The organism is Pseudomonadaceae bacterium SI-3 (assembly GCA_004010935.1).
Lineage (GTDB): Bacteria > Pseudomonadota > Gammaproteobacteria > Pseudomonadales > Pseudomonadaceae > Stutzerimonas.
This window is the reverse complement of sequence record CP026511.1, coordinates 3,925,609-3,950,778: the sequence shown is the minus strand read 5'-3', so window position 1 is coordinate 3,950,778 and position 25,170 is coordinate 3,925,609. Positions and strand designations below refer to the sequence as shown.

General features: G+C 59.2%; 19 protein-coding genes and 2 tRNA genes. 17 read left to right on the top strand and 4 right to left on the bottom strand.

What is annotated here, in order from left to right; genetic code table 11:
• The first annotated feature begins 58 nt into the window (after window positions 1–58).
• The 7 genes from C1896_18475 (at window position 59) to C1896_18445 (ending at window position 7,689) form a co-directional block, all read left to right on the top strand.
• Entirely contained in the window at window positions 59–1,030 is a 972-nt protein-coding gene (locus C1896_18475) for a tRNA (adenosine(37)-N6)-dimethylallyltransferase MiaA (protein AZZ46724.1), read from the top strand.
• A gap of 90 nt (window positions 1,031–1,120) precedes the next feature.
• Window positions 1,121–1,375 (top strand): RNA-binding protein Hfq, encoded by a 255-nt coding sequence (locus C1896_18470; protein AZZ46723.1) that lies wholly within the window; start codon window positions 1,121–1,123, stop codon window positions 1,373–1,375.
• Between the two features lie 12 nt (window positions 1,376–1,387).
• Window positions 1,388–2,689, top strand: a complete 1,302-nt coding sequence (locus C1896_18465) for a GTPase HflX (protein AZZ46722.1) — start codon at window positions 1,388–1,390, stop codon at window positions 2,687–2,689.
• Between the two features lie 97 nt (window positions 2,690–2,786).
• The gene (gene hflK / locus C1896_18460) at window positions 2,787–3,977 is read left to right on the top strand and encodes an FtsH protease activity modulator HflK (GenBank protein ID AZZ46721.1); all 1,191 of its coding nucleotides are present in this window, start codon (window positions 2,787–2,789) and stop codon (window positions 3,975–3,977) included.
• Window positions 3,977–4,849 carry a protease modulator HflC gene (gene hflC, locus C1896_18455; GenBank protein AZZ46720.1) on the top strand — a complete coding sequence of 291 codons (873 nt, stop codon included), beginning with the start codon at window positions 3,977–3,979 and terminating at the stop codon, window positions 4,847–4,849. The genes hflK and hflC overlap by 1 nt, the downstream gene beginning before the upstream one ends.
• Before the next feature lie 281 nt (window positions 4,850–5,130).
• Window positions 5,131–6,318 carry an ATP phosphoribosyltransferase regulatory subunit gene (locus C1896_18450; GenBank protein AZZ46719.1) on the top strand — a complete coding sequence of 396 codons (1,188 nt, stop codon included), beginning with the start codon at window positions 5,131–5,133 and terminating at the stop codon, window positions 6,316–6,318.
• Window positions 6,319–6,393: 75 nt separating this feature from the next.
• On the top strand, window positions 6,394–7,689 hold the full coding sequence (locus tag C1896_18445) for an adenylosuccinate synthase (GenBank protein ID AZZ46718.1): 1,296 nt from the start codon (window positions 6,394–6,396) through the stop codon (window positions 7,687–7,689).
• A 159-nt stretch (window positions 7,690–7,848) separates the two neighbouring features.
• On the opposite strand, the gene C1896_18440 is transcribed toward C1896_18445, so the two are convergent.
• Window positions 7,849–7,935: transfer RNA gene (locus C1896_18440), tRNA-Leu, on the bottom strand.
• Window positions 7,936–8,037: 102 nt separating this feature from the next.
• Window positions 8,038–8,124 (bottom strand) — tRNA-Leu (locus tag C1896_18435).
• Between the two features lie 204 nt (window positions 8,125–8,328).
• Here C1896_18435 and C1896_18430 point away from each other — a divergent pair.
• The 10 genes from C1896_18430 to C1896_18385 all read left to right on the top strand — a co-directional run bounded on the left by C1896_18430 (window position 8,329) and on the right by C1896_18385 (window position 21,296).
• Window positions 8,329–10,866: a ribonuclease R gene (locus C1896_18430; GenBank protein ID AZZ46717.1), complete on the top strand. Its 2,538-nt coding sequence runs from the start codon at window positions 8,329–8,331 to the stop codon at window positions 10,864–10,866.
• A complete protein-coding gene (locus tag C1896_18425; GenBank protein AZZ46716.1) occupies window positions 10,863–11,618 on the top strand; it encodes a 23S rRNA (guanosine(2251)-2'-O)-methyltransferase RlmB in 756 nt (251 codons plus the stop codon). The genes C1896_18430 and C1896_18425 overlap by 4 nt, the downstream gene beginning before the upstream one ends.
• 193 nt (window positions 11,619–11,811) lie before the next feature.
• On the top strand, window positions 11,812–13,977 hold the full coding sequence (locus tag C1896_18420) for a hybrid sensor histidine kinase/response regulator (protein AZZ46715.1): 2,166 nt from the start codon (window positions 11,812–11,814) through the stop codon (window positions 13,975–13,977).
• A gap of 181 nt (window positions 13,978–14,158) precedes the next feature.
• Entirely contained in the window at window positions 14,159–14,581 is a 423-nt protein-coding gene (locus C1896_18415; protein AZZ46714.1) for a 30S ribosomal protein S6, read from the top strand.
• A 28-nt stretch (window positions 14,582–14,609) separates the two neighbouring features.
• Entirely contained in the window at window positions 14,610–14,840 is a 231-nt protein-coding gene (gene rpsR, locus C1896_18410; protein AZZ46713.1) for a 30S ribosomal protein S18, read from the top strand.
• A 34-nt stretch (window positions 14,841–14,874) separates the two neighbouring features.
• Window positions 14,875–15,768: a hypothetical protein gene (locus tag C1896_18405; GenBank protein ID AZZ46712.1), complete on the top strand. Its 894-nt coding sequence runs from the start codon at window positions 14,875–14,877 to the stop codon at window positions 15,766–15,768.
• A 20-nt stretch (window positions 15,769–15,788) separates the two neighbouring features.
• Complete coding sequence (locus tag C1896_18400; protein AZZ46711.1) at window positions 15,789–16,235, top strand: 50S ribosomal protein L9; 447 nt, start codon at window positions 15,789–15,791, stop codon at window positions 16,233–16,235.
• 109 nt (window positions 16,236–16,344) lie between these two features.
• On the top strand, window positions 16,345–17,739 hold the full coding sequence (locus C1896_18395; protein ID AZZ46710.1) for a replicative DNA helicase: 1,395 nt from the start codon (window positions 16,345–16,347) through the stop codon (window positions 17,737–17,739).
• Window positions 17,740–17,820: 81 nt separating this feature from the next.
• Window positions 17,821–18,900, top strand: a complete 1,080-nt coding sequence (alr, locus tag C1896_18390; GenBank protein ID AZZ46709.1) for an alanine racemase — start codon at window positions 17,821–17,823, stop codon at window positions 18,898–18,900.
• 110 nt (window positions 18,901–19,010) lie between these two features.
• Window positions 19,011–21,296, top strand: coding sequence for a YgiQ family radical SAM protein (locus tag C1896_18385; GenBank protein AZZ46708.1), 2,286 nt, complete (start codon window positions 19,011–19,013; stop codon window positions 21,294–21,296).
• Window positions 21,297–21,345: 49 nt separating this feature from the next.
• On the opposite strand, the gene C1896_18380 is transcribed toward C1896_18385, so the two are convergent.
• Window positions 21,346–23,310 (bottom strand): chemotaxis protein, encoded by a 1,965-nt coding sequence (locus tag C1896_18380; protein ID AZZ46707.1) that lies wholly within the window; start codon window positions 23,308–23,310, stop codon window positions 21,346–21,348.
• A 47-nt stretch (window positions 23,311–23,357) separates the two neighbouring features.
• Window positions 23,358–24,971 carry a diguanylate cyclase response regulator gene (locus C1896_18375; GenBank protein AZZ46706.1) on the bottom strand — a complete coding sequence of 538 codons (1,614 nt, stop codon included), beginning with the start codon at window positions 24,969–24,971 and terminating at the stop codon, window positions 23,358–23,360.
• Between the last annotated feature and the right edge of the window lie 199 nt (window positions 24,972–25,170).

Below are 25,170 nucleotides of genomic sequence, written 5' to 3'. Positions count from 1 at the left end.
GGTCTGCCCGGCTCGCCGGGGCCAGCCGTCGCCCGCGATACCTTTGTATGAGCATTCAATGTCCCGACTACCTCCTGCGATCTTTCTCATGGGTCCGACCGCTGCCGGCAAGACGGACCTGGCAATCGAGCTTGCTCGGACCTTGCCATGTGACCTGATCAGTGTCGATTCCGCCTTGGTTTATCGTGACATGGACATCGGCACTGCCAAGCCTTCACCCGAACTGTTGGATGCCTTCCCGCATCGTTTAATCGATATCAGAGACCCTGTGCAGAGTTACTCGGCTGCTGAGTTTGTGGCTGACGCCCTGGTGGCCATGGCGCAGAGCACCGAAGCAGGACGCGTTCCGCTACTCGTGGGCGGCACCATGCTTTACTTCAAGGCATTGCTCGAAGGGCTTGCGGATATGCCCGCCGCTGATGCTGAGGTGCGTGCGGCGCTCGAAGCACAAGTGCAGGCGGAAGGCGCGGCGGCGCTGCATCGCGAGCTCAGCGAAGTCGATCCTGTATCAGCCGCTCGGATCCACCCGAACGATCCGCAGCGTCTGATCAGGGCGCTTGAGGTCTATCGGGTCAGTGGTATCAGCATGACCGAGCATCGCTCCCGGCAAACCGCTCAAAAAGCCGGAGCCGGTACGCCAGACGGCTGCGTCTTGCCTTATACTGTTGCGCAGTTGTCCATAGCGCCTGCGCAGCGGCAGGTCTTGCACCAGCGTATCGAGCGGCGTTTCGTTCAGATGGTTGAACAGGGCTTTGTCGCAGAGGTCGAATCTCTTCGCAGGCGCCCAGATCTGCATGCCGAGCTGCCGTCCATGCGGGCTGTTGGCTATCGTCAGGTCTGGCGATATTTGGACGGTGAGTACTCTGCGCAGGAAATGGTTGAGCGTGGTGTGATCGCTACCCGGCAACTGGCCAAGCGTCAGCTCACTTGGTTGAGGGGATGGGAGGGGGCTCACTGGCTGGAAAGTTCGGCCTGTGACAATCTGCCGCGAGCATTGAAATACTTGGATAGGCTCGCCATATTGAGCTGACACTGCTATTTGACCGGCTATTCTCAATCATTGATCGGCCGTGTTCGATTTCGAATAATTAATGAAAAGATCCTCTAAGGAGTGCGGCACATGTCAAAAGGGCATTCGCTACAAGACCCTTACCTGAACACCCTGCGTAAGGAGCGCGTTCCGGTTTCGATCTACTTGGTCAACGGTATCAAGCTTCAGGGCCAGATCGAGTCATTCGATCAATTCGTCATTCTGTTGAAGAACACGGTTAGTCAGATGGTGTACAAGCATGCCATTTCGACTGTCGTTCCTGGCCGTCCGGTGCGCCTGCCTGCTGCTGGCGACGCTGAACAGTCTGAGTCGGGTAACGAATAAAGGGAGCTTTCATTGTTCTTCGAACGTCCCGGTGGTGGTGAGCGGGCTATCCTGGTTCATCTGGATGCTCAGGATCCAGCGGCGCGTGAAGACCCCCAAGAGTTTCGTGAGCTGGCGCGGTCAGCTGGCGCCGAAACAGTTGGCTTCGTCAATGTTGCCAGGCATCAACCTTCCGCCAAGTTTCTGATCGGCAGCGGCAAAGTCGAAGAGCTGCATGACCTTGTCAAGGACGGCGAGGTCGAGCTGGTCATTTTCAATCACACCCTGACGCCCAGCCAAGAGCGCAACCTCGAGCGAGCGCTCGAATGTCGTGTGCTTGATCGGACCGGACTGATTCTGGATATCTTTGCTCAGCGCGCGCGTACGCACGAAGGCAAGCTGCAGGTTGAGCTCGCTCAGCTGGATCACATGAGCACGCGGCTGGTGCGGGGCTGGACTCACCTTGAGCGGCAGAAGGGTGGTATAGGCTTGCGCGGCCCGGGCGAGACACAGCTTGAAACTGACAGGCGCTTGCTGCGTGTGCGTATTCGCCAGATCAAGCAGCGGCTGGAAAAGGTTCGTAGTCAGCGTGAGCAGGCTCGCCGGGGCCGCCGACGTGCTGATATTCCGCTTATATCCCTGGTGGGCTATACCAACGCTGGTAAGTCCACCCTTTTCAATGCTTTGACCGAATCCGAGGTTTACGCCGCTAACCAGCTTTTCGCTACGCTGGATCCAACCCTGCGTCGTCTGGATCTGGATGACCTTGGACCTGTGGTGATTGCTGATACGGTGGGCTTCATCCGTCATTTGCCGCACAAGCTGGTCGAATCGTTCCGGGCCACGCTCGAAGAGTCGAGCAATGCTGATCTGCTGCTGCATGTCATCGATGCTCACGAGCCTGAGCGCGATCAGCAGATCGAACAGGTGCTGGCGGTGTTGACCGAGATTGGCGCGCATGAGCTGCCGATATTGGAGGTCTACAACAAGGTGGATCTGCTTGAAGGCATCGAGCCCCAGATTCAGCGCAATGCTGATGGCGTACCGCAGCGGGTCTGGGTTTCGGCACAGCAAGGGTTGGGCTTGGATCTGTTGAAGCAGGCCAGTGCCGAACTGCTCGGAAACGATCTCTTCGTTGGGACGCTTCGGTTGCCGCAGCAGCTTGGGCGCATGCGTGCGCAGTTGTTCGATCTAGGGGCGGTGCAGTCCGAGGTCCATGATGACGACGGTGTCAGTCTGCTTGATGTCCGTTTGCAGCGTGTCGAACTGCATCGTCTTATCAGTCGCGCGGGCCTTGAGGCGGAGCAGTTTTTCGAGCAACACACTTTGCAATAAAGCTCGGGGGGCTTTTAAGCCGTTCGTTCCGGGCTTTCGGTAGCATTGGTGGACGCGCCGCTGGCGCGTCTTTAGCTTTATTTGAATGGAGAGCGCTATGGCTTGGAATGAGCCGGGTGGCAACTCGAACAACCAGGATCCCTGGGGTAGCGGTGGCGGCGGTGGTCGTCGCGGCGGTGGCGGTGGCGATCAGAAAGGTCCACCGGATCTGGATGAGGCTTTCCGTAAATTGCAGGACAGCCTCAATGGCATGTTCGGCGGCAAGAAGCGCAGTGGCGGATCATCCGGTGGCGGTGCTGGTCGCCGTGGCGGGTTCGCGCTGGTCTGGATTGGTCTGGTGGTGTTGCTGGCCGTCTGGCTGTTCAATGCTATCTATATCGTGGACGAGCAAGAGCAGGCCGTGGTTTTGCGCTTCGGCAAGTATCACGAGACCGTGGGTCCGGGTCTGAATATCTATTTCCCGCCGTTTGATAAGAAGTTCCAGGCAAACGTCACACGGGAACGCTCCTACAGCAAGCAAGGGCAGATGCTTACCGAGGATGAGAACATCATTGAAGTGCCTCTGACCGTGCAATACAAAGTCAGTGACCTTCAAGCATTTGTCCTGAATGTCGAAGATCCGGAAGCGTCCTTGCAGCATGCGACTGACAGTGCTGTACGTCACGTAGTCGGCTCGACGGCGATGGATCAGGTCCTGACCGAAGGGCGTGAGGCGATGGCGGCTGAGGTCAAGGAGCGCCTGCAGCGGTTTCTTGACAACTACGGTACGGGCATCATCGTGACTCAGGTGAACCTGCAAAGCGCAGCGGCGCCGCGTGAGGTGCAGGAAGCGTTTGATGACGTTATCCGTGCCCGAGAAGATGAGCAGCGCGAGAAGAATCAGGCCGAGTCTTACGCCAACGGTGTGATCCCTGAGGCGCGCGGTCAGGCGCAGCGCATGCTGGAGGAAGCTAGTGGTTATCGTGACGCGGTGATCTCACGCGCCCAGGGTGAGGCGGATCGCTTCTCCAAGCTGGTGGCCGAGTATCGAAAGGCGCCAGATGTGACGCGTGAGCGCCTGTATCTGGAAACCATGCAAGAGCTCATGAGCAATACCAGCAAGGTGCTCGTTACCGGCGAGCAGGGTCAAAACAACCTGCTCTATCTGCCGCTGGACAAGATGATCAATGGTCGCGGCGCTGCTTCTGGCCAGTCCCCTGCGGCGTCTGCGTCAGGCGCTTCGACGCAGACAACGAGGCTGCCTCCGGAGCTGGATCCGCGTGAAGTGCGTACAAGGGAGGTCCGCTAATGAGCAATAAATCCCTGACCGCACTCATTGTGGGTGTGGTGCTGGCGATCGTGGCGTGGAACAGCTTCTACATCGTGTCCCAGACAGAGCGAGCGGTATTGCTGCGATTCGGTCGTATCGTTGAGCCCGACGTAAAGCCGGGCATGCACCTGAAAATCCCTTACGTCAATAGCGTGCGCAAGTTCGATGCGCGTCTGATGACGTTGGATACCACCACGTCACGCTTTCTGACGCTGGAGAAGAAAGCGCTGATGGTTGACTCGTACGCCAAATGGCGTGTTGACGATGCTGAGCGCTTTTATACGGCGACTTCAGGCATGAAGCAGATTGCAGATGAGCGACTCGCGCGCCGTCTCGAAGCTGCGCTGCGAGATCAGTTCGGTAAGCGGACATTGCACGAGTCTGTATCCGGTCAGCGCGACGAGCTGATGAGTCTGGTGACCAATAGTCTGAATCGTGCTGCGCAGCAGGAGCTCGGGATTGAGGTGGTGGATGTCCGAGTAAAGGGCATTGACCTCCCGCGCGAAGTGAACCGTAGCGTGTTCGAGCGGATGAGCTCTGAGCGCGAACGTGAAGCACGTGAGCATCGCGCTAAAGGTAAGGAGCTGGCTGAAGGCATTCGTGCCGATGCTGACCGGCAGCGTCGAGTGCTATTGGCTGAGGCGTTCCGTGAGGCCGAAGAGTTGCGCGGTGACGGCGATGCGCAGGCGGCGTCCATCTATGCTGCGGCGTATGGGCAGGATCGGGAATTCTATTCCTTCCATCGCAGCCTCCAAGCCTACCGAGAGAGCTTCGCCAACAAGGAAGATGTTCTGGTGCTAGATCCCAATAGCGATTTCTTCCGTTATCTGGAATCCGCAACAGCGCAGTGACTGCTAAAGGTTGTCCGGCGGGCTGAGTGCAGTCCGCCGGGTGACCCGTTGGCGAAACGTTGTTATGATCCGCGAGCCGGGAAAGCCCGGCTTTTTTGCGTCTGCGCCCCGGAGGTAGCAGGCTGATCCGGGCATGGCCAGCCATGCCGATCCCCTTGGTGGGGCGTGGCGCTGTCGCCATGGTTCCAACACAATCGCACGCGACCGATGGGCGGCCCAGGCTGTTGCCCCGGCGTTCGTCTGCTTGACTAGGCTTGCCGTATCGAGAGGTGATTGGCGAAATGGCAACGATAGACCGCTGGCTTCTGCCAGATGGCATTGAAGAGGTGCTGCCGCCCGAAGCGGCGCGTATCGAAACTGCACGGCGTCGTGTGCTGGATCTTTTCCAGTGCTGGGGCTATGAGTTGGTTATTACCCCTCATGTGGAGTTTCTCGAGTCGCTCCTGATTGGCGCGGGGCAGGACCTTGATCTTAAGACCTTTAAGGTCGTCGATCCGTTGTCAGGGCGGCAGATGGGCTTGCGAGCGGACATCACGCCGCAAGTGGCGCGGGTGGATGCCCATACGTTGCGCCGCGAAGGGCCCAGCCGCCTGTGCTATGCCGGCAGCGTCCTGCATGCCAAGCCGCAGGCCCTCGCCACGTCGCGGAGCCCGATTCAGCTGGGCGCCGAACTTTATGGAGACAGCAGCACTTCCAGCGATCTTGAAGTGATCAGCTTGATGCTGGAAACCCTCATTCTCGCCGATGTGTCGGACCTGCACATGGATCTCGGCCATGTGGGGATTTATCGCGGGTTGGCGCGGGCCGCCGGTCTCTCTGGGGGCGCAGAGCAGCGCCTCTTCGATGCCTTGCAGCGTAAGGCGATGGACGAGATCGCAGCGCTGACCGCCGACGTCGAGCCCGCCTTGGCGAGCATGTTGCGCGCATTAGCGCGGCTCTGTGGTGGTCGCGAGACGCTTGACGCTGCTCGCGAGGTGCTTGCCGGTGCGCCTGCTCCGGTTCTTCAATCGCTCGATGGCTTGGCGCATATCGCCGAACAGTTGGCGATGCGGTATCCCGAGCTGCCGTTGTATTTCGATCTTGGCGAGCTACGCGGCTATCACTACCACACTGGTGTCGTCTTCGCGGTATTCGTCCCGGGCGTCGGCCAGTCGATCGCTCAGGGTGGGCGTTATGACGACATTGGTGCTGATTTCGGGCGGGCGCGTCCGGCGACCGGCTTTTCGACGGACCTAAAGACGCTGGTCAGGCTGGGTAATGCCGAGCTTGTTGGCCCATCGGCCGGTGTCTGGGCGCCGTACAGCACTGATCCGGCTTTATGGCAGGCAATCCGTCGGCTGCGTGAGCAGGGTGAGCGGGTAGTGCAGGCCTTGGACGGGCAGCAGGGCGACGCCGCGCCAGGTGTTGGCTGTGACCGGCAGCTACTGTTGCAAGAGGGTTCCTGGGTTGTAATGCCGCTGGTCCGCTGATGCGGCTGCGTCAGACAGGTTTTTCAGATTTTCGCCGGTCATAACCGGTAATGCTTCGCCAAGAGGACAAGGTTTATGGGTAAGAATGTCGTGGTCCTGGGCACCCAATGGGGTGATGAGGGCAAGGGCAAGATCGTTGATCTGCTGACCGACCAGGCTGCGGCCGTGGTGCGTTTCCAGGGCGGTCACAATGCTGGTCACACGCTGGTCATCGACGGCGAAAAAACTGTGCTGCATCTGATTCCGTCTGGAATTCTGCGTGAGAACGTACAGTGCCTCATCGGTAATGGCGTAGTCGTGGCGCCGGATGCCCTGATGCGTGAAATCACCAAGCTCGAAGAAAAGGGTGTCCCTGTTCGTGAGCGCCTGCGCATCAGTCCAGCCTGTACTCTCATTCTGCCGTATCACGTCGCTCTGGATCAGGCGCGTGAAGCTTCGCGTTCCGAAGGCAAGATTGGTACTACCGGTCGTGGCATTGGGCCGGCCTATGAAGACAAGGTTGCCCGTCGTGGTTTGCGCATCGGCGACTTGTTCAACCCTGAGCGTTTCACGGTCAAATTGCGTGAGCTGCTCGAGTATCACAACTTCATCTTGCAGAATTTCTACAAGGTCGAGCCTGTCGATTTCCAGAAGACGCTCGATGAGGCGCTGGGCTACGCCGATATCCTCCGGCCGATGATGACGGACGTCTCGGCGCGACTGCATGAGTTGCGCAAGCAGGGTGCGCGCATCATGTTCGAGGGTGCGCAGGGTTCGCTGCTCGACATCGATCATGGCACCTACCCCTATGTCACCAGCTCCAGCACCACGGCGGGGGGCACTGCCACTGGTTCCGGTTTTGGTCCGCTATATCTGGACTACATCCTCGGCATTACAAAGGCCTACACCACGCGCGTCGGGTCCGGCCCTTTCCCCACTGAGCTGTTCGATGAGGTGGGTGCTCGTCTGGCCGAGCGTGGTCATGAGTTCGGCTCGACCACTGGTCGCGCCCGTCGCTGCGGTTGGTTCGATGCGGTCATCCTGCGCCGCGCAATCGAGATCAACAGTGTCTCAGGTATCTGTCTGACCAAGCTGGATGTACTGGACGGCCTGGAAACCATCCGTATCTGCGTCGCTTACAAGGACCGTGATGGGGAGGTGCTGGTTGATGCGCCGACCGACGCGGACAGCTATCAGGGCTTGCAGCCAGTATACGAAGAGCTGCCTGGCTGGAATGAATCCACCGTCGGGGTCAAGTCGCTCGAGGCTCTGCCTGCTAATGCGCGTGCTTACATCAAGCGTATCGAGGAACTTGTCGAGGCGCCGGTCGACATCATTTCCACCGGGCCGGACCGCAACGAGACCATCGTGCTGCGTCATCCCTACGCCTGATCACTGGCGTGAAATACAAAGACCGCCCTCGGGCGGTCTTTCTTTTGTGCGCGGCCGTCTAAATGTTGGCCATGTGATTATGTTAGCGGGGCTGTTGGGTGTGTTGAGCCTAAGCAGAAACGAAAAAACCGAGCCAGTGGCTCGGTTTTTTCTGAAGAGTGGTGCCCAGGAGAAGACTCGAACTTCCACGATGTTGCCATCGCTAGGACCTGAACCTAGTGCGTCTACCAATTCCGCCACCTGGGCACATTGCGATGATTGCTCACCGACTTATGTCTATTGTTGGTCAAGGTCGACAAACCTCGTGTCTATGAAACGCTCGCTGTCGCAAGTGTCTCATCGGATAAATGGTGCCCAGGAGAAGACTCGAACTTCCACGGTGTTGCCACCGCTAGGACCTGAACCTAGTGCGTCTACCAATTCCGCCACCTGGGCACTGCAAACGATGATACTTCGTCGTTTCCGTGTTACAACGTCTACCAGACATTGTGGGCGCGAACTATACGGGCGGGGTTATGCCTTGTAAAGCCCCGTCCAGGAAAAATAATTCGCGCGAAAGCTGCCGTCGGACGGCGTTTCGCGCTTCAATAGATATAGGGCGTTCTGCCTCTATAAATGAATGAAAGGTGACATCTCTTAATGGCCGATTGGCAATCCCTCGATCCCGAGGCCGCACGTGAAGCGGAAAAGTACGAAAACCCCATTCCCAGCCGCGAATTGATACTCAAGCATCTGAGCGAGCGCGGCTCGCCAGCGGCCCGTGAGCAGCTGGTGGAAGAGTTCGGATTATCCTCCGAAGATGACATTGAAGCTCTGCGCCGCCGTTTGCGCGCGATGGAGCGTGACGGTCAGGTGATCTATACCCGGCGTGGCACCTATGCCCCGGTAGACAAGCTGGACCTGGTTTGCGGTCGCGTCAGCGGTCATCGCGACGGTTTCGGTTTTCTCATCCCTGACGACCGCAGCGACGATCTGTTCTTGAGTCCAGCACAGATGCGTCTGGTGTTTGACGGTGATCGCTGTCTGGCTCGCGTGGCCGGGCTTGATCGCCGCGGCCGCCGCGAAGGTGCGATTGTTGAGATCATCGGTCGTGCCCACGAAACCATCGTAGGCCGCTACCAGGAAGAAAGTGGAATCGGCTTTGTGATGGCCGATAACCCCAAGATCCAGCAGGAAGTGCTGGTCACGCCGGGTCGTTCCATGGATGCCAAGCCGGGTCAGTTCGTCGAGATCAAGATTACCCACTGGCCGACTCAGCGGTTTCAGCCACAGGGCGACGTGGTCGAGGTGATCGGCAACTACATGGCTCCCGGTATGGAAATCGATGTCGCGCTTCGTAGCTTCGACATTCCGCATGTCTGGCCGGATGCGGTAAAACGCGAAGCCGCCAAGCTCAAGCCGGAAGTCGAGGAGAAGGACAAGCAGAAACGCGTCGACCTTCGCCACCTGCCGTTCGTCACCATCGACGGCGAGGATGCGCGTGACTTCGATGATGCCGTTTACTGCGAGAAGCTCAGTGGCTGGAAGCTGTTTTCCGGTGGCTTCCGCCTGTACGTGGCGATCGCCGATGTCTCGCACTATGTAAAGGTCGGCTCGGCGCTGGATCAGGAAGCTGAAGTACGTGGTACCTCGGTGTACTTCCCCGAGCGTGTCGTGCCGATGCTGCCGGAAGAATTGTCGAATGGGCTCTGCTCGCTAAATCCGCATGTCGACCGTCTGGCGATGGTCTGCGAAATTACCTTGAGCAAGTCGGGGAAGATGACGGATTACCAGTTCTATGAAGCGGTGATCCATTCCCACGCACGACTGACCTATAACAAGGTCAGCAGCATGCTTGAACAGCCATCTTCGGCTGAAGGCAAAGGCCTTATCGGCGAGTACGGTGAAGTGCTGCCCGACCTTAAGCAGCTCTATGCGCTCTATAAGATATTGCTCAAGGCGCGGCATGCCCGCGGGGCGATCGACTTCGAGACGCAGGAAACCCGCATCGTTTTCGGCGCTGGTCGCAAGATCTCGGAAATCAAGCCGACCGAGCGCAACGACGCGCACAAGCTGATCGAGGAGTGCATGCTATGCGCCAACGTGGCCACTGCACGCTTCCTTCAGGATCACGACATTCCGGGCTTGTATCGTGTGCACGATGGTCCCCCCCTGGAGCGTCAGGAGAAACTCCGAGCGTTTCTCGGCGAGCTGGGCCTGGCCTTGCACAAGGGCAAAGAGGGGCCAACGCCTAAGGATTACCAGGCGCTGCTGGAGCACATCCAGGGCCGTCCCGACTTCCACGTGATTCAGACGGTAATGCTGCGCTCCCTCAGTCAGGCGGTTTACAGTCCTGACAATAATGGCCATTTCGGCCTGAACTACGAGGCATACGCACATTTCACATCGCCGATTCGCCGCTACCCGGATCTGCTGATCCATCGGGCGATCCGCAGCGTGATCCGCTCCAAGCGCGACACGTCGCACGTTCGCCGCGCGGGCGCTACCAGCATGCCCAAGGCGCGCATCTATCCGTATGACGAGGCCGCATTGGAGCAGTTGGGCGAGCAGTGCTCAATGACCGAGCGCCGCGCCGATGAAGCGACCCGTGACGTCGTGAATTGGCTGAAATGCGAGTTTATGAAAGACCGGGTCGGTGAGAATTTCCCCGGCGTTATCACGGCCGTGACCGGCTTCGGCCTGTTCGTCGAACTGACCGATATCTACGTCGAAGGGTTGGTGCACGTGACGGCCATGCCGGGCGACTACTACCACTTCGATCCGTTACATCATCGCCTGTCCGGCGAACGCAGCGGTCGCAGCTTCCGTCTTGGCGACAGCGTCGAGGTGCGGGTCATGCGTGTCGATCTCGATGAGCGCAAGATCGACTTCGAGTTGATTGGCGGTGGCAGCAAGACCGGAGCCGGCGAGCGCGGAGCCTCGGACGGCCGCGGCGGACGTAAAGACAGTCGCGGCAAGAAAGGCGCTGATGCGTCTTTGTCGAAGGGCAATGAGTCGGTCAGCGATGATGTCCGCAAGAGTCGTGAGATCAAGAAGGCACTGCTAGGCGACGCCAAGGCAGGCAAAACGTCTAAAAGCAAGCCCAAGCGCAGCGGCTCGAAACCGAAGGCGGCCGCCGGCAAGGCCACGCCGAAGTCCGAGGGCGCCGCGCCCCGTAAGCGTAAGGCCAAACCATGAGCGATCTAGAAAAGGTTTATGGTCTTCATGCCGTCGAGGCGTTGCTTCGCCATCATCCGAAGCGAGTCAAGCAGATTTGGCTGGCGGAGGGGCGTGATGATCCGCGCGTGCTGAATTTGCTCCAGCTGGCTGCCGAATCGAAGGTTCGAGTCGGCCAGTGCGAGCGCCGCGAAATGGACGCCTGGGTCGAGGGCGTGCATCAGGGCGTGATTGCTGACGTCAGTCCCAGCCAGGTTTGGGGCGATGCCATGCTTGAGGAGCTGCTCGATCGCACCGAAGGCGCGCCACTGTTGCTCGTGCTCGACGGCGTCACAGACCCGCATAATCTAGGGGCCTGTCTGCGAACTGCCGATGCGGCCGGCGCCCTGGCCGTGATCATACCCAAGGATAAATCCGCGACGCTGAACGCTACGGTGCGCAAGGTGGCCTGCGGTGCTGCCGAGGTCATTCCGCTGGTAGCCGTCACCAATCTCGCCCGGACGCTGGAAAAACTGCAGCAGCGCGGTTTGTGGGTCGTCGGTACGGCTGGTGAGGCCGAGCAGGAGATCTACGATCAGGATCTCAGCGGGCCGATCGTTATGGTGATGGGGGCCGAGGGCAAGGGGATGCGGCGCCTGACCCGTGAGCACTGCGATTTCCTGGTGCGTTTGCCCATGGGCGGCAGCGTCAGCAGCCTCAACGTCTCCGTCGCTACCGGAGTTTGCCTGTTCGAGGCCCTGCGCCAACGGCGCTCGGCACTGCCCGCGAGCTAGCGTCTACTTCGCTTGGCCTGTTCTGTTAAGACCTTTGCTCTTCAGCGGAAACGGATCGTTTTCGCTGCGGTCAACTGTCCGTTCTGATTCTGACGCTCGAGCCGTCACTTTATTGGTTTGACTCGGCGTCGGGCGTAGACCTGGCGCCAGCTTTTGATCGCGACCAGCGCCAGGCTCGCATCATGGAGGTGGTATGCCGCAACGCCCGTCTTTCGAGGCTCTGTTCAGGGTTTCGCCAAATGCCTACCTGCTGCTGGATCCCGATCTGGTAATTCTGGATGCGAACGCGGCTTACCTGGAACTCACCGCACGCAGCATCGAGGAAATCGCTGGGCGGCGAATTCAGGACGCGTTTGCCGCCGACCCGCAATTTCCCGAGTCGACTCATGTCGACGAACTCCTCGACTCCTTTGCTAGGGTCCTGCGTACGAAGGCTTTGGATACCTTGCCCGTTATCCGATATTCCATCGCGGTCAGCTCCGGCAACGGTGCGGCATATGAGGACCGCTACTGGAGCGCGACGCACACACCGTTGTTGGACGATAACGGCGAAGTCATCGCCATCCTTCAGCACACCGTGGATATCACTGAACTGCAGCAGCTGAAGGACTCCTTGCGCTCGGAAGAGTCTGCTGGTCAGCCGGCTCAACAGATCGAGGCGGCGATCATATCCCGAGCGCGGTTCATACAGGATGAAGGCAATCAACTGCGCCGGTTGTTTGCCCAGGCACCTGGTTTCGTCTGCTTTCTGCGTGGTCCCGAGCATGTGTTCGAGCTGGTCAACGAGGCGTATCAGCAGCTTACCGGCCACCGCCAGCTGCTCGGCAAGCCTGTGCGTGACGGGCTGCCCGAGCTGGAGGGCCAGGGTTTTATTACGCTGCTCGATGAGGTGTACCGCACCGGCGAACCCTACACCGACAAAGGCATGCGGGCACTGCTAAACCGCCGTCCGGGTGCCGAACCGGAGGAGCTGTACGTCGATCTGGTGTTTCAGCCAATCATCGAGCGCGACGGCCGAACGTCCGGTATTTTCGTGCTCGGCAGCGACGTTACCGAGCAGCATCGCAGCCAGCAGGAGTTGCGTGAGTATCGCGAACATCTCGAAGAACTGGTGCGTGAGCGCAGCCGCGAATTGCTTGACAGCGAGTCCGCACGTCGCACCGCCCAGGCAGCCCTGATGCAAGCGCAAAAGCTTGAGGCTGTCGGCAAACTCACCGGGGGCATCGCGCATGATTTCAACAACATGTTGCAGATTATCGGCGGCAATCTGCAGTTGTTGCGTCGCAACCTGAGCGGTGACGAAACGGCCCAGCGGCGGCTGGAGTCGGCTGTGGGCGGTGTAGAAAAGGGCGCTCGTCTGGCGTCGCAACTCTTGGCCTTCGCGAGCCGTCAGCCGTTGCAGCCACAATCTGTTGATGTCGGTGAATTGCTCGGTCAGATGAGTGAGTTGCTCAACGGTGCCCTGGGGCGCGCTGTTCAGGTTGATGTCGATGTCGCATCGGACCTGTGGCCAGTACTGGCCGATGTCGGCAATCTGCAGGCGGCGATACTCAACCTGGCCGTCAACGCGCGCGATGCGATGGGCGATGGCGGGACTCTTTGCCTGCGCTTGCGCAACCGTAGCCTGGACGCAGCTCAGCTCGCGGGACAGCCCGGCGCCGATCCCGGTCCGTACGTTGAACTTGCGGTCATCGATCAGGGAGAGGGCATGCGCCCGGAAATCCTCGAACGCGCGTTCGAGCCATTCTTCACCACGCGCAAAGATAAAAATGCGTCTGGCCTTGGTTTGAGCATGGTCTATGGCTTCGTCAAGCAGAGCGGCGGGTTCGTTGTGCTGGAAAGCGAAGAAGGCGAGGGTACGTCGGTGCGGGTCTACCTGCCGAGCCGCGTTGCGCTGGGTGAGCAGGGGGGGCCTGTAGCCGCGATTTCCGAGCAGTGCGACTCGGCATCAGCTTCATCCGAGCAGGTCGAGCCGACATACGCGTCAGGCCTTAGGATTCTGTTCGTCGAGGATGACCCGACGCTGCGCATGCTCACCGGAGAAGTCATGGACGAGCTGGGACACCAGGTCAGCCTCTGCGAGTCGGCCGAGGCTGCGTTGAAGCAACTCGAGCAGCATCCATTTGACGTGCTGCTTACCGATGTCGGTCTGGCTGGCATGAGCGGTATCGAGCTGGTTCGTGAGGCCCGGTCGCGCGATGCCAGCCTGAGTGTCGTCATTGCTTCGGGCTACGCCGTCGATGCTCGGGACGTGGGTCTGGACGACCTGCGCACCATGCTCAAGCCCTACGATATTCACCAAGTCAGATCGTTGCTCGAAAGCATTCAGGCCGAGCGGACCATCGCAGGGCGTAGCTAGTCGTTGGTTGGTTAAATATTCACCAAATCGCCTTGCGCGGTCGTCCGGGCTTCTCTAGAATTGCGCCCCTTGTCCGGATGGCAGGCGTTTGCGCGCCTCTCTGGCTGGCAAGACAACATAACTGATTCACTCCTTGCCTGATCCGCGTTGTGCGGCAGGCTGCAACCCGTAAGGAGCAACAATGCGTCATTACGAAATCATCTTTCTGGTCCACCCCGACCAGAGCGAGCAGGTTGGCGGCATGGTGGAGCGTTACACCAAGCTGATCGAAGAGGACGGTGGCAAGATCCATCGTCTGGAAGACTGGGGTCGTCGTCAGCTGGCTTACGCCATCAACAACGTCCACAAGGCTCACTACGTGATGCTGAACGTTGAGTGCAGTGGTAAGGCACTGGCTGAGCTGGAAGACAACTTCCGCTACAACGACGCCGTCATCCGTAATCTGGTCATCCGTCGCGACGAAGCCGTGACTGAACAGTCCGAGATGCTGAAGGCTGAGGAAAACCGTAGCGAGCGCCGTGAGCGTCGTGATCGCCCTGAATCTGACTCTGCCAATGAAAATGACAGTGACAGCGACAGCCGCGACAACAACGCTGACGAGTAATCCACGGACCTATTGAGGAGCCTATTTCATGGCACGTTTTTTCCGTCGTCGTAAGTTCTGCCGTTTCACTGCAGAAAACGTGAAAGAGATCGACTACAAGGATCTCAACACGCTGAAGGCCTACATTTCCGAAACCGGCAAGATCGTTCCTAGCCGTATTACCGGAACCAAAGCACGCTATCAGCGCCAGCTGGCTACCGCTATCAAGCGCGCCCGCTTCCTGGCCCTGCTGCCCTACACCGACAGCCACGGCCGTTAATCGAACTGTTAGACAGACGTAAAGGATAGATCGCATGCGCGCCCTGGCTGAGTTCATCATGCGCGGCCGTATGCAGGCAATTGTTGTTGTGGCTGGCTCTGCAGCGCTGCCGATGTTGTTCTGGTTGTCTGCTGCGGCGGGAAGCCTGGTTTTGCTGCGTCGCGGGTTGAATGACGCACTGGGTGTATTGGTCTGGGCTGTATTGCCCGCGCTGGTCTGGTGGTATTTCGGTGATCCGCGGACATTGCTGGTGCTGCTGGGGTCGTTCGGGTTAGCGCTGTTGTTGCGCAATCAGAGCTCCTGGTCCCGAGTGATGCTGTGTAGCGTAGGGCTCGGGTTGTTGTATGCCTGGGCGCTGGGAATGGTTTTTGGCGAGCCAATTGCGGCACTCGCCACCGAGTTGCAAAAAGTGCTCCCCGACATGTTGTCGGATGCCTATCAGCAACTTTCGGTGGATGAGCAGGCCCGGTTGGGAGCATTGCTGGCACCGGTTCTGACCGGTTTGTTGGCAGGGCTACTGCAGATCACCACGCTGCTCAGTCTGATGCTTGGTCGGTACTGGCAGGCATTGTTGTACAACCCCGGTGGCTTTGGTCTCGAGTTCCGGTCGCTGCGTTTCTCAGCGTTGCCTGCGATGGTGTTGTTGATGGGGATGCTGTTGGGACCCAGTCTCGGTGTGCAGGTGGCGATGCTGGCACCGTTGTGCAGTGTTCCGCTGGTATTTGCCGGCATCGCGCTGGTGCACGGGCTGGTCGCAAAGAACCGGATGTCTCGGTTCTGGCTGGTGGGGCTCTATGTCACGCTGGTGCTGTTCATGCAATTGATTTATCCGTTACTGGCCGTTGTGGCTATTGTCGACAGCTTGTTTGATTTTCGCGGTCGGGCATCTCGTGATGACGATGCGGGACCTGCGAACGGTGAAGGTTAAGTTAAAGAGGTAAGACTCAAATGGAAGTCATCCTGCTGGAAAAAGTCGCAAACCTGGGCAACCTGGGCGACAAGGTAAACGTCAAGTCTGGTTACGGCCGCAACTATCTGCTGCCGCAGCGTAAGGCTACTGCTGCAACTCCGACCAACATTGCCGAGTTTGAAGCTCGCCGTGCTGATCTGGAAAAGGCTGCTGCTGATCGCAAGGCTTCTGCCGAAACTCGCGCTGCTCAGCTGGCTGAACTGGAAGTCACCATCACCGCTACTGCGGGCGATGAAGGCAAGCTGTTCGGTTCCATCGGTACTCACGACATCGCTGACGCGCTGACCGCCTCTGGCGTGGAAGTGGCGAAGAGCGAAATCCGTCTGCCAAACGGCACCATCCGTCAGGTTGGTGAGTACGACGTTGCTGTGCACCTGCACACCGACGTTGAAGCGACCGTAAAGCTGATCGTGATCGCTGGCTGATACCGGCTATCGTCTGGCACCTCTGGTGCCTGACGGTTACCATCGGGCACGTTTCCACGCGAGTGGAACGTGCCCTTTGTTTTTCTGAATGCCAAGAATTTCGAGTGCCATGAACGACATCAGTGTGCCCCAGCAATACGACCTGGAAACCGCAGCGCTCAAGGTGCCGCCACATTCCATCGAGGCCGAACAGGCCGTGCTGGGCGGCTTGATGTTAGATAACAATGCGTGGGAGCGCGTGCTGGACCAGGTGTCGGATGGCGATTTTTACCGCCATGACCACCGACTTATCTTTCGCGCGATTTTCACCCTCGCCGAGCGCAACTCCCCGTTCGACGTGGTGACGCTCTCCGAACAGTTGGATAAAGAAGGGCATCTGCCGCAAGTCGGCGGGCTGGCGTATCTGGGCGAGCTCGCAAAAAACACTCCATCGGTTGCGAATATCAAGGCATACGCGCAGATCATTCGTGAGCGCGCTACGTTGCGTCAGTTGATCGGAATAAGTAATGACATCGCTGACAGCGCCTACGCACCGCAAGGACGTACGGGGGACGAGATCCTCGACGAAGCCGAGCGGATGATTTTCCAGATCGCCGAAGCTCGCCCCAATACCGGTGGCCCGATAGGGATCAACGATATTCTGGTCAAGGCCATCGACCGGATTGACTCGCTGTTCAACGCGGGCGAGGACATTACCGGCCTGTCAACCGGCTTTGCCGATCTGGACGAGGCGACTAGCGGCCTGCAGCCGGCTGACCTGATCATCGTGGCCGGTCGTCCTTCCATGGGCAAGACCACGTTCGCGATGAACTTGGTAGAGAACGCAGTCTTGCGCTCCGACAAGGCGATCCTGGTCTTCTCGCTGGAAATGCCCGCCGACTCCATCGTGATTCGTATGCTGGCCTCTCTTGGCCGGATCGATCAGACCAAGGTGCGGACGGGTAAGCTCAGCGACGACGATTGGCCGCGGCTGACCTCAGCGGTCAATCTGCTCAACGACCGCAAATTGTTCATCGACGATACTGCCGGTATCTCGCCTTCGGAAATGCGCGCGCGTACGCGACGTCTGGCCCGGGAGCATGGCGAAATCGGCATGATCATGGTCGACTACCTGCAGTTGATGCAGATTCCTGGTTCCAGTGGCGACAACCGAACCAATGAGATTTCCGAGATCTCCCGCTCGCTGAAAGGCCTGGCCAAGGAATTCAATTGCCCGGTGATCGCGCTCTCCCAGCTCAACCGCTCGCTTGAGCAACGCCCCAACAAGCGCCCGATCAACTCGGATCTTCGTGAATCTGGTGCTATCGAGCAGGACGCCGACATCATCATGTTCGTCTACCGGGACGAGGTGTATCACCCCGAAACGGAATACAAGGGCGTCGCCGAAATCATCATCGGCAAGCAGCGTAACGGTCCGATTGGGACCACGCGTCTGGCGTTCCTTGGTAAATACTCTCGCTTCGAGAACCTAGCGCCGGGCAGTTACCAGTTCGACGACGAATAACCAGCAGATGCCGCACCCGCTTGCGGGCCTGACAGAAACCGCCGGACAATAACGGCTCACTTCTGTCCTGAAGGGCTTTCCATGCGTCCCCTGGTTGCAACGGTCGATCTTGCCGCGCTTCGTCACAACTATCAGCTAGCCAAACAGTGTGCTCCAGGGCGTAAAGCCTTTGCCGTGGTCAAGGCTAACGCTTACGGGCATGGTTCGCCCGCGGCAGTCGAGTGTCTGCGCGATGTGGCGGACGGGTTCGCGGTAGCGTCGCTGGAAGAGGCGGAGCAGGTTCGGGCGGTCGATTCGAGCGCGAGGCTGTTGTTGCTCGAAGGCTGCTTCGAGCCGAGCGAATATGTCGCAGCGGCCGAGCTTGGGTTGGACGTCGCCGTTCAAGGCGAAGCTCAGCTGGACGCCCTGCTGGCTGGACATATCGAGCGGCCGTTGAATCTGTGGCTGAAGCTCGACTCCGGTATGCACCGCTTAGGTTTCAGCGCCGATGCGTTGCGCCGCGCCCATGCTCGCCTGCAAGGCGCGACGCAGGTTGCAGAACTCAACTTGATGAGCCATTTCGCCTGTGCCGATGAGCGGGGCCATCCACTCAACGAGGCGCAGCTGGAGCAATTCACTGGTCTGCTGGATCTCGAATTCGACAACCGCTCATTCGCCAACTCCGCCGCTGTGCTGACCATGTCTGCTGCACACATGGATTGGCTGCGCCCCGGGATCATGCTGTACGGTGCTTCGCCATTCGCCGAGTTGAGCGCTAAGACCCTGGGGCTGAAGCCGGTAATGACGCTGACGGCTTCGATCATCGCGATCCGCGAGGTTTACGCGGGCGAAAGTGTTGGCTACGGCGCCAGTTGGGTGGCCCAGCGTCCTTCGCGTATCGCCACGGTTAGTTGTGGTTATGCTGATGGGTATCCGCGTACGGCGCCGCCCGGGACGTGCGTGGCGATCCGTGGCCAGCGTGTTCCGCTGGCTGGTCGGGTTTCGATGGACATGCTCGCGGTCGACGTTACTGATCTGCCTGCCGCAAGCCTTGGCGATGCAGTGGAGTTATGGGGCAACGAGATCCCTATCGACGAACTGGCGCAGGCCTGCGGCACCATCGGCTATGAGCTGCTGACCAAGGTTACCCAGCGCGTGCCTCGGCGCTATATCGAGGGCTAGGCGCCGTTTCGTTTACCCAGCATCAGTAAAAGCCGACTAATCTGGTCGGCCTTCCTGATCATTTTTTGTGCTATATTCCGCGCCCGTTTTCGTTGCCCCGGTTTCTAGCCATGCACGCAGCCAAGCCCCTTTTTGACTATCCCAAGTACTGGGCCGAGTGTTTCGGTCCGGCGCCGTTCCTGCCGATGAGCAGGGAGGAGATGGATCAGCTCGGCTGGGATTCATGCGATGTCATCATCGTGACCGGGGACGCTTACGTCGACCATCCGTCGTTTGGCATGGCCATCATCGGGCGTCTGCTGGAAGCACAGGGGTTTCGCGTTGGCATCATTAGCCAGCCAAACTGGCAGAGCAAAGACGACTTCATGAAGCTCGGCCAGCCGAATCTGTTTTTTGGCATCGCTGCCGGCAACATGGACTCGATGATCAATCGCTACACGGCTGACCGCAAGATCCGATCGGACGACGCCTACACCCCGGGCGGGCAAGCCGGAAAGCGCCCTGATCGGGCGAGCCTGGTCTACAGCCAGCGCTGCAAGGAAGCCTACACTGACACTCCAGTCGTGCTCGGCGGTATCGAAGCATCGTTGCGCCGCATCGCCCACTATGACTACTGGCAGGACAAGGTGCGCCGCTCGATCCTGATGGACGCCACGGCTGACATCCTGCTGTATGGCAACGCCGAACGGGCTATCGTCGAAGTGGCGCAACGCCTTGCGCGTGGTGAGACAGTTGAGCAAATCACCGATGTTCGCGGTACTGCATTTGTTCGGCGTGACGCGCCTGAGGGCTGGTTCGAGATCGACTCAACCCGTATCGATCGTCCGGGCAAGGTCGACAAGATCATCAACCCCTATGTGAATACGCAAGATTTGCAGGCCTGCGCCATCGAGCAGGAGAAGGGGCCAGTCGAGGATCCGAACGAGGCGAAGGTCGTCCAGCTTCTGCCCAGTCCGAAGATCGAACGTGACCGAACCGTGATCCGCCTGCCGTCGTTCGAGAAGGTTCGTAACGACCCGGCGCTATATGCCCACGCCAATCGCGTGCTGCATCTGGAGACCAATCCAGGCAACGCTCGCGCTCTGGTGCAGCGTCACGGCGATCATGACATTTGGCTGAACCCGCCGCCGATCCCCTTGACCACCGAAGAGATGGACTACGTATTCGCATCGCCGTATGCGCGCGTGCCGCATCCCGCCTATGGCGGCGAGAAGATCCCTGCTTACGACATGATTCGCTTCTCGGTGAACATCATGCGTGGTTGCTTCGGTGGCTGTACCTTCTGTTCCATTACTGAGCACGAAGGCCGGATCATCCAAAACCGCTCGCACGAGTCGATCCTGCACGAGATCGAAGAGATGAAGAAGCTGCCGGGCTTCACCGGTGTGGTATCGGACCTTGGCGGGCCGACCGCCAATATGTACCGCATCGCCTGCAAGAGCCCTGAGATCGAGCAGCATTGCCGCAAGCCATCCTGCGTCTATCCGGGCATCTGCGAGAATCTCAACACCGACCACAGCTCCTTGATCGAGTTGTACCGCAAAGCGCGTGCGTTGCCTGGTGTGAAGAAAATCCTGATCGCATCCGGGCTGCGTTACGACCTGGCTGTCGAGTCGCCGGAATACGTGAAAGAGCTGGTTACTCATCACGTTGGCGGTTATCTGAAGATTGCGCCTGAGCATACCGAGCGCGGTCCGCTGGACAAGATGATGAAGCCGGGGATCGGCAGCTATGACAAGTTCAAGCGGATGTTCGACAAGTATTCGAAGGAGGCGGGCAAGGAGCAGTACCTGATTCCGTACTTCATCGCGGCGCACCCAGGCACCACTGACGAGGACATGATGAACCTCGCGCTGTGGCTGAAAGCCAATGGTTTCCGCGCCGATCAGGTTCAGGCTTTCTATCCGTCACCCATGGCGAGCGCCACGGCGATGTACCACAGCGGGAAGAACCCGCTGCGCAAGGTCACCTACAAGAGCGAAGGCGTGCCCATCGTCAAAAGTGAGGAACAGCGTCGTCTTCACAAGGCCTTTCTGCGCTATCACGACCCCAAGGGTTGGCCGATGCTGCGCGAAGCCTTGCAGCGGATGGGCCGCGCCGATCTGATCGGCAGCGGTAAGAATCAGCTGATCCCGGCGCATCAGCCTGCGACCGAAGGCTATCAGAGCGCCCGTCGCAAGAATTCGACCCCGGTCGGCAGCAAGAAGGCCGGACAGGGCGGCAAGATTCTCACCCAGCACAACGGTTTGCCTCCGCGCAGCCACGATGGCAATGCATGGGACAAGCGTGAAGAGGCCAAGGCGGCAGCCGAAGCGCGGCGTAAGGCTGCAGCCGGTGGCGGCAAGCCTAGCGCAAAGGGGCGTAAGCCTTCCCAGCGCCCCGCTGTCCCTCGTTGAGCCATAACTGGCGCCCATCTGAGGCGCCAGAGCTTCTATACGACCGCGTTCAGCCTTTGAACGCCAGTGTCGCCTGGTTCAGCTCGCTGGCCAGGTGCAGCATCTGTTCACTCTGCTCACGGCCACGGCTGATATGCGTCAGGTTGCTATCGCCGAGCTGATGAATACGTTCGCTGTGGCCACGGATTTCGCTGACCGCTTCGCTCTGCTGGGCGGTGGCTAGCGCGATCTGTGCGGCCATCTGCTCAATGGAACCGATGGTGACCACAATCTGATTCAGCGCCGAATCCGCCGTCTCGGCCAGCTGGGCTGTCTCTTCGGCGTGATTGACCTGGATGCGCATGGCTTGGACCGATTGATGTGCAGCGGTCTGCAAGCTCCCGATCAGCAGCTGAATCTCCTCAGTGGCACCACTGGTGCGTTGCGCCAGGGTACGTACCTCGTCAGCTACGACGGCAAAGCCACGTCCCTGTTCGCCAGCTCTTGCGGCCTCGATCGCTGCATTCAGAGCAAGCAGATTGGTTTGCTCTGCGATCGAGCGAATGACGGTCAGTACCTTGCCAATCGTTCCGGTTTCGTCAGCCAGGCGTTCGATGGCCAAGGCGTTGCTTTGCACTTCGCTAACCAGGCCGTGCAGTCCGGTCAGGCTTCTGCCGATGACCTGCTGTCCCTGGGTTACGGCGTGGCCCGCAGCGCGGCCGGCCTCGGCCGTCTGGTCTGCGCTGGTAGCGACATCCTGGATGGTGGCTTCCAGTTCACCCAGCGCGTCCCGGATCTGCGCAGTGTCGCTGCTCTGGCGGCTGGCACCTTGGTGCAGATCATTGCTCATTTCCGCGAGGCTCCGACTATTGCCGGTCACCTCTTGTGCATGTTGGCGCAGCGTGCCGACAAGCGTGAGCAGGTAGCTGCGTAGCTGGTTGAGCGACGTGCCGATTTCGACCAGCTCAGGCGTTTTGGATCGGATATCGATAGGTTTTTCGAAATCGCCGCCGGCCCAGGCGGAGAGCGCCGGAGCCAGTTGCCCAAGCGAGCGCGTGAGTTGGCGCTGCAAACGATCAATGGCAAGTGCAACCAATAGAATCAACGCGATGATGGTGCCCTGAATCAGCCGTACTTCTGCTTGGATACGGCCATGTTCTGCGCGGATCTCTGGCTCTAGGTCGTCGAGTGCCATTTGTAGGGATGCGACTTTCTGCTCGGTGCTGTCCATCAGTTTCAGGCGTTGCTCGATCAGTCCGCGTGTGCGTTGCAGTTCTCCCGGATATCGCTTCAGGAGGCTGGCGAGGTCGCGTTTGAAGGCGATGCCTTGGTCTTCAGTTGTCTGCGCTGGGGCTTGCTCGTCGAGGTCCAAGAGCGCAGCGAAGGTGCTTGCGCCGGATGTTTGCGCACTTGCAACGCCGAGCAGCGGTAGGGCTTGCAGCGTTTGCGCTTCCTTCGTTATTGCTTGCAGTGCTTGCTCTACCTCGGCCGCCAGCTCGCCGTTGCCGCTGGCCGTCAGCTTGGCTCTCGCGTGGCTGAGGCGAAGCAGTTGTCGACTTGCTTCGAACAGTGGCTGTTGATAAAGAGTGACGGCTTCATGCTGACCTTGCGCGGCATAGCGATGCAGCTGCTCCAGTACGCCTGCTATCTCACGCTCGGCCTGCAGTAGCAGGCCTTGAGGATCGCCGGCCAGCTTGCCTGCGGCGAGCAGCTCAGTAGCGGCGAACTGGTGGAGCTGTTCCAGGCTCGGCTGCAGACGATTGGCGAACGGGCCGGGCAGGGCGCTCACATCTGCTGCCAGCCCCTCTAGCTCAGTCAGAGCGGCTTTGTGTCGTAGGGCGTCGCCACTACTCAGGTAGTCCTGGATATTGTCGGCGACCTGATGCTGAAAACGCTGGGAAAGGCTCAGGTACTGACCCATCAGCTGGTACGGACGCTCCAGCGCACGCTCCGACCACCAAAGCGTTGCGCCCAGGGCAAAGCAAATGGCGACGAGCAGCAAGGTATTCAGGGTGGTAAGGGACTTCAGGCGCATCCTGGCCTCCGGGGATTCTGGAGGCTAGAAGATATGGCTGTTTGATGTCAGTTCTGTGACGGCCGGAACTTGTCCACTCGGTTTCGTCCAGCATGTTTAGCGTTGTATAGCGCTTCGTCTGCCTGCTGCGTCAATGATTTGATGTCCGCGCTCGGGGTGAGCTCGGCAATGCCGCAGCTAAAGGTGCAGGCCAGATCGACTGGCTGCGCCGGGTAGCGGATTTCGGAGAAGCGTTCGCGTATTTCGTCCAGCACCTTCGCGGCGTTCTGCACTGTGGTGTCGGGCATGACCACCGCAAACTCTTCACCTCCATAGCGGCCGATGTGGTCGGTCTTGCGCAGGCGTTGCTTGAGAAACAGGGCGAGGCTCTTGATCACCCTGTCTCCCATTGGATGGCCATAGGTGTCGTTGACCTTCTTGAAATGATCGATATCGATCATTGCGAAGCACAACGGTTGCCCGTCGCGGCGGGCACGAGAGCTGGCGTCTTCGAGCAGTTGAAGGCTGTGCGTATGGTTGTAAAGGCCGGTCAGGCTGTCTCGGACGATCCTGGCTTTCAAGCTGCGGGCCCGCTCAGCGCGGGTGCGAACCGTGGCAATCAGATGGCTGGGTTTGATCGGTTTGGTCAGAAAATCATCGCCGCCTTCGTTCATCGCGTCGAGCTGCTTGTCGAGGTCGTCTTCGGCCGAGAGATAAATGATGGGCACGCTGACGTAGCGCTCATGCTGCCGGATCACTTTGGCCAGTTCAGTACCCATGCACTCGGGCATGTACATGTCGAGGATGATCAGATCCGGCTGGAATTCAGCCAGGTAGTTGATCGCCTGGATCGGCTCATTGAGTGTCTGGGTGATGATCCCCGCGTTGTTCAATACCCTTTCAGTGTGTGTCGCCTGAGCTCGCGAGTCATCGATGATCAGGACGCGGAAGGGTTCGTAGTGTGCAGTGCGGGTGAAGATTTCGATTTTTTCCAGAAGGCACGACGCATCGATGGTGCCTGTGAAGAACTCCAGCCCTCCGGCGCGCACGGCCGCCAGTCGCATCGGTGTGTCGGTTTCCTGATGGCTGAAGAAAATCAGCGGCAGCTTCTCTTCCAGCCCTTGCTGAATGCGCTCGGCAAGCCGCAGGCCTTCACCGGGCCCATTGAAGTCCACATCCATGACGATCGCGGCCGGGTGCCGCTCATGCATCGCTGCGCGGAATTCCCCATCGCTGGCGAAAGCCTGCGCATTCATGCTGAAGAATTCGAGTTGGCGAACCACGTGTTGGGCGCGTTGGTGGTCTTCCAGTGCGATGTAGACGGGTTTGCTCAACGGCGGTACGTACGCAGACTGCCCGCGCGGATCGCCATGGCGTAGACCCGTGCGTGCAAGACGGTAGACCAGCTGGCTGAGGGTGGCAATGGTGTCGCTGGACAGTCTTCCGCGATTGTCACGAATGTCGCCTAGGCAATCTTCGATGCCAAGCGCGAGCAGTCGATGTTCGGTTTGCTCGAAGCGCTCGGCAAATTTTCGTAAGCGCTGATTGGCATCAGCCAGAGCAGACCGGTAAGCGTCATTCCATTCGCTGCGTTGCAGTTGCTGCCAGACTTCGAGCACCTCCCGAGCCTGGTGGATGACCCGTTGGGCGAAGTGCTGTTTAAGTTCTTCTTGGTCCGACATGTCCGGTTCCCTGGCCCGCTGCGGCAGTGCTCTCAGAGGCCACTATGGTGGCCCAATGCTACCACCTATCAGTTATTAGCAATGGCTCTGGATAGGCGGCCTAGTTCTCATTATGAGGCTTGCCGCCGACCGGCTGCGTTATAGTGGTTCACATGCCGCACGCTCCGCGTGACCGGCGATCGAATCTTTGAATTTATGA

Bases quoted from the DNA above. Each gene is read 5' to 3' on its own strand.
- C1896_18430 (AZZ46717.1), top strand. From the start codon at position 8,329: ATGGCCGATTGGCAATCCCTCGATCCCGAGGCCGCACGTGAAGCGGAA.
- C1896_18475 (AZZ46724.1), top strand. From the start codon at position 59: ATGTCCCGACTACCTCCTGCGATCTTTCTCATGGGTCCGACCGCTGCC.
- C1896_18395 (AZZ46710.1), top strand. From the start codon at position 16,345: ATGAACGACATCAGTGTGCCCCAGCAATACGACCTGGAAACCGCAGCG.
- C1896_18445 (AZZ46718.1), top strand. From the start codon at position 6,394: ATGGGTAAGAATGTCGTGGTCCTGGGCACCCAATGGGGTGATGAGGGC.
- C1896_18385 (AZZ46708.1), top strand. From the start codon at position 19,011: ATGCACGCAGCCAAGCCCCTTTTTGACTATCCCAAGTACTGGGCCGAG.
- C1896_18405 (AZZ46712.1), top strand. From the start codon at position 14,875: ATGCGCGCCCTGGCTGAGTTCATCATGCGCGGCCGTATGCAGGCAATT.
- C1896_18415 (AZZ46714.1), top strand. From the start codon at position 14,159: ATGCGTCATTACGAAATCATCTTTCTGGTCCACCCCGACCAGAGCGAG.
- alr (AZZ46709.1), top strand. From the start codon at position 17,821: ATGCGTCCCCTGGTTGCAACGGTCGATCTTGCCGCGCTTCGTCACAAC.
- hflK (AZZ46721.1), top strand. From the start codon at position 2,787: ATGGCTTGGAATGAGCCGGGTGGCAACTCGAACAACCAGGATCCCTGG.
- C1896_18400 (AZZ46711.1), top strand. From the start codon at position 15,789: ATGGAAGTCATCCTGCTGGAAAAAGTCGCAAACCTGGGCAACCTGGGC.
- C1896_18450 (AZZ46719.1), top strand. From the start codon at position 5,131: ATGGCAACGATAGACCGCTGGCTTCTGCCAGATGGCATTGAAGAGGTG.
- rpsR (AZZ46713.1), top strand. From the start codon at position 14,610: ATGGCACGTTTTTTCCGTCGTCGTAAGTTCTGCCGTTTCACTGCAGAA.
- C1896_18380 (AZZ46707.1), bottom strand. From the start codon at position 23,310: ATGCGCCTGAAGTCCCTTACCACCCTGAATACCTTGCTGCTCGTCGCC.
- C1896_18375 (AZZ46706.1), bottom strand. From the start codon at position 24,971: ATGTCGGACCAAGAAGAACTTAAACAGCACTTCGCCCAACGGGTCATC.
- C1896_18420 (AZZ46715.1), top strand. From the start codon at position 11,812: ATGCCGCAACGCCCGTCTTTCGAGGCTCTGTTCAGGGTTTCGCCAAAT.
- C1896_18425 (AZZ46716.1), top strand. From the start codon at position 10,863: ATGAGCGATCTAGAAAAGGTTTATGGTCTTCATGCCGTCGAGGCGTTG.
- C1896_18470 (AZZ46723.1), top strand. From the start codon at position 1,121: ATGTCAAAAGGGCATTCGCTACAAGACCCTTACCTGAACACCCTGCGT.
- hflC (AZZ46720.1), top strand. From the start codon at position 3,977: ATGAGCAATAAATCCCTGACCGCACTCATTGTGGGTGTGGTGCTGGCG.